This is a genomic window from Parasulfitobacter algicola, from assembly GCF_013315265.1.
Taxonomy (GTDB): Bacteria; Pseudomonadota; Alphaproteobacteria; order Rhodobacterales; family Rhodobacteraceae; genus Parasulfitobacter; species Parasulfitobacter algicola.
Genome location: NZ_JABUFE010000036.1, coordinates 1 through 3,990, shown reverse-complemented (window position 1 = coordinate 3,990; position 3,990 = coordinate 1). Strand labels below are relative to the sequence as shown.

The window sequence follows — 3,990 nt, the reverse complement described above, 5'->3', positions numbered from 1 at the left end:
AAACACCCAATTAGAGAAGCGGTCATTCGACCACTGCTCCAAATTCTGCGGTCGCAGCCCGCTTTGCAGCCATTCGCGACAAACGCAAAATCCTCACCAAAGCAATCTCCCGGCCTGCGAACATTCGCGCATCTTCGGGCTGTCACGTAGGCTTACCTCGATTGTTACACTTGCGTCATACGACCGTCATACGACTCAGGCACGCTTGACCCCAGGTGCAGATCAGGAGCCTGCGCCTACCCGAAAACTAACCCACGGAGAAGCCCATGACTGCGAAGTTCACGGGCCGCAGAGCATTGCTTGCGGCCGTCTCGATGGTTTTTGCCGCGCCTAATCTGGCACTTGCCGACTATGTTGCTGAGATCGACGTTGTGCGCAGCGGCGCCGTCCCGACCGCTGAAACAGTGACCGGCCGTGTATTCCACGACCTCAGCCGCGACGGCGTTTACCAAAACGACGAACCCGGGGTGGCGAGTGTGATCGTATCGAATGGTCAGGACGTCACCACCACAGATGAGGACGGCATTTATTCGCTACCGGTCTATGAAAACATGACCGTTATGGTGCATGAACCCGCCGCCTACGATGTGCCGGTCAACGAAGACGGCGTGCCGCAATTCTTCTACCACCACCTCCCGGAAGGCACACCTGAGGCATTGCGTTATGGTGGTTTGGCCCCCACAGGGCCGCTACCTGCCGCGATCAATTTTCCGATGGTCCGAACCGGCGTGGACGACGAATTTTCCTGTGTCATGATGGGCGATACGCAGCCCTATTCGAACACGGAAATCGGCTATGTCCGGGACGGGGTGCTCGACAGCATCCTGGATCAGGACCTGAGCGAGGCAGAATGCGTCATTATGCTGGGTGACGTGATGGGCGATGACCTGTCGTTGTTGCCGAGGTTCATGAATCTGTGGTCGGTGATTGACCTGCCTCAATACTACATCCACGGCAATCACGATTTCGATTTTGATGCGACGACGGACGAGCATTCCGCCGACAGCTGGCGTCAGATCTATGGTCCGGCCTATTACAGCTTCGACATTGGTGGTGTGACGTTTATCGCGCTCGACAACGTTGTTTACCCCTGCGGTCCGGAGGACGACGGACCAGGTGGCCGCGATGCATGTGCTGATCCGGATAGAGTGGTCTACAACGGCCGCGTGGTTGAGCGACAGATGCAGTGGCTAGAGGCGACCCTGGCTGAGATCCCTGAAGATCGTCTGATCGTGATGATGCACCACATCCCGTTCGTGTCCTTCATCGACAGCAATACCGGTCGCCACCAGACCGATAATCTGGCAGAGATCCACGCCCTTCTGGCAGGGCGACCGGCGGTCAGCTTTTCCGGGCATACCCACACAATGGAATATCTAGCGGCTGGAGAATGGTTCCAGGGCTGGGAAGAACAGGTCGGGGTAACGCGTTTACCGTTTGACCATGTGGTTGGCGGCGCGCCGTCGGGCAATTGGTATTGGGGTGATATGAACTTCGATGGCACACCGCTGGCCTTTGCGCGGGGCGGCACACCTCCCGGCTACATGATTGTTGATTTCGACGGGTCAGACTTCGAGGTGAATTTCTACGCTGCTAATCTAGCGCCAGAACGTCAGATCGCGCTGAGCTTCAACACGCCGCAATTCCGCTCTTGGTTTGAGGAATTGTTTGCATGGGCCGATGCACGGGAGGATCCGGCGGCGGAGACACCGCCACTGACCGCCAACGATCTGGCGGATCTGAGACTGTTCACGCCAGATGACCTTGAGGGCACCGTCTGGCTGACGGCAAACGTATGGATCGGGGACCGCAACACCGAGTTGTCTGCTTCCATCAATGGCGGGCCGGATTTGCCGATGACGCGCACACAGGCCGGCAACGGCGAAGATATCCAATCAGGCGCAGAATGGGCGGACCCCTTCGCCGCCGTTCGCCAAATGACGATTGGTCGGTTTGGTTGGCAATCGACCCAAGGCGAGGATCGGGCGCAGGGCTTTGAGGTCTGGCAAGGATCGAGCTACGGCCCCGCCAACCCGCAGCCCGCGGAAACGTGGATGATTGCTGACAGCTCCACCCATCTGTGGCGGCTGGAAATGCCTGTCGACCTGCCAGTCGGTGCCCATATCCTCGAGGTGACAGCGGTCATGGCGGATGGCCGGGAATTCACAGAGCGGATGACCTTTGAGGTACGTGAAGAACGACCCTTCCCCTATTGGGACAATACGTTGTGGGAGGAACAGACGAATTGACCAGTGTGCCACTTGGTGGCGTGCCGCGGCCCCATCTTTGGGGCTGCGGCTACTCTTGAGCACCGACCTAGCCCATCGCCTATGCGCTGCAGAATCCAGGGCGGTATTATGATTTCCGTGGTGAAAATGCCTTGGAATGGATTTGTAATAACAGTGGAATGGCAGGAAACTCGCCAACATGTCAAAGAATGAAGCAATGTACTAGTTCAGGTGCGATTGATAAAGATGGATGTGATGAATGTGATGATCTGCTGCCACCACCTCCGCCTTGCCCTGGTCCTATTTATCATAGAAGAGTTGGTTCAGACGAAGTAGGTCTTGCTATGGCTTCAGGCCGCGTGAGAGGATATTCGCAAAGTGTAATCGCGGGAGGAGGTCCCCCAAGAGTTAAAGCATATCTTAGACCTGGTTCAGGAGGTGGATATAGCTTCTGTACTCCAATTCCTCCATCAGGATTTAGAAACTACTGGTGCACACCCGGCGCATATTGGCAGGAAGGTACACCCGGTGTTATAGAAGGAAGAGATGCAAGGGGGTATTATGTTGAGATACCAGCAGTAATAATACCACACTAAGGATCTGAAATTATGGAAGAAAATAAAGAGACGATTACATGGCCATCTGGAGAGGGTCGGAGTGTCGGGATTATTTTTATTCCAGTTGCCAAAATCGGCGAGTATATTTCAAAGCAGGTCACTAAAGATGCAAATCTTGAATATATCATTATGAAGAACGATACTATCGGTTCATACAGTGTGGTTCAGGATTTAGGTGAAGATATCAAAGCATCACAAATATTTGTGGATACAGGTCAAAAAAAGTCAGATGCGTTTTATGCTGTAATTTCAGATCTTCTTGAGAAGATACCACAGGACGTTGGTTGCTTTTTAGAAGATGATTTTGATGTTCATAATAGAGTTATATATATGAACAAGTAGGAAAATTTTGGGGCTTAAAATAGGCAAACGTGATCTACGACAACCGCTCGGGCGGGGGCTATGGCTTCACCTATGATGCCGCCAACGCATGGCCTCGATGTCCATCAACGGCGTGGTGCAAGCCGAGTATCTTTATAACGCCGCCGGTCAGCAGGTGGTGCGACGGCTCACGCAAGAGCCCCGCACGATCCACTCCGTCCACGACCTGAACGGCCAGCGCATCGCGGAATATGAATACGATCCGGCAGCCGGTACAAGCACCCTGCTGCGCAAATACGTCTGGATAAACCTGCCCCCCGTCGCCGTGATCGAAAACGGACAGGTCTACTTCATCCGCACCGACCACATCGGCCGCCCCATCTTCGCAACCGACGGGAATGGTACGAAGGTCTGGGAGGCCACATACCTCCCCTTCGGCGGCGTCCACACCACATCCGGAGACACCATCGCCCTCCGATTCCCCGGCCAATGGTTCCAATCCGAGACCGGCCTCCACCAAAACTGGATGCGGGATTATGACCCCACTACGGGCCAGTATATCCAGTCAGATTCTCTAGGGCTGGTCGATGGGGCGAGTGTGTATGGGTATTCGCGACAGGAGTGGCATCAAGCCATTCTGAAGCCTTAATCATCGTTTGAGATCAACTTGCCGCAATGCGGCGGAAAAAGCAGCCGTTCATGCGCGGTGCAGCGAAAACTGACGCCCGATTACTGCATCGCAGGACTAAGCATTGGTAATCGGGCTGACCGGGTTGATAGGTCAGGTTCTTGATAGAGTTGCAGGATGTTTCTGCAATTTGAGG

3 protein-coding genes are annotated in these 3,990 nt (G+C 54.6%); all 3 read left to right on the top strand.

What is annotated here, in order from left to right; translation table 11 throughout:
• The first annotated feature begins 266 nt into the window (after window positions 1-266).
• The 3 genes from HRQ87_RS19875 (at window position 267) to HRQ87_RS19865 (ending at window position 3,815) form a co-directional block, all read left to right on the top strand.
• Window positions 267-2,249 (top strand): calcineurin-like phosphoesterase C-terminal domain-containing protein, encoded by a 1,983-nt coding sequence (locus tag HRQ87_RS19875; RefSeq protein ID WP_174140189.1) that lies wholly within the window; start codon window positions 267-269, stop codon window positions 2,247-2,249.
• Between the two features lie 587 nt (window positions 2,250-2,836).
• Window positions 2,837-3,187, top strand: a complete 351-nt coding sequence (locus HRQ87_RS19870) for a hypothetical protein (protein WP_174140188.1) — start codon at window positions 2,837-2,839, stop codon at window positions 3,185-3,187.
• A gap of 97 nt (window positions 3,188-3,284) precedes the next feature.
• A complete protein-coding gene (locus tag HRQ87_RS19865; RefSeq protein WP_174140187.1) occupies window positions 3,285-3,815 on the top strand; it encodes an RHS repeat-associated core domain-containing protein in 531 nt (176 codons plus the stop codon).
• Window positions 3,816-3,990: the final 175 nt, after the last annotated feature.

Coding starts and splice junctions, on each gene's coding strand:
- HRQ87_RS19870 (WP_174140188.1), top strand. CDS start 2,837: ATGGAAGAAAATAAAGAGACGATTACATGGCCATCTGGAGAGGGTCGG.
- HRQ87_RS19865 (WP_174140187.1), top strand. CDS start 3,285: ATGTCCATCAACGGCGTGGTGCAAGCCGAGTATCTTTATAACGCCGCC.
- HRQ87_RS19875 (WP_174140189.1), top strand. CDS start 267: ATGACTGCGAAGTTCACGGGCCGCAGAGCATTGCTTGCGGCCGTCTCG.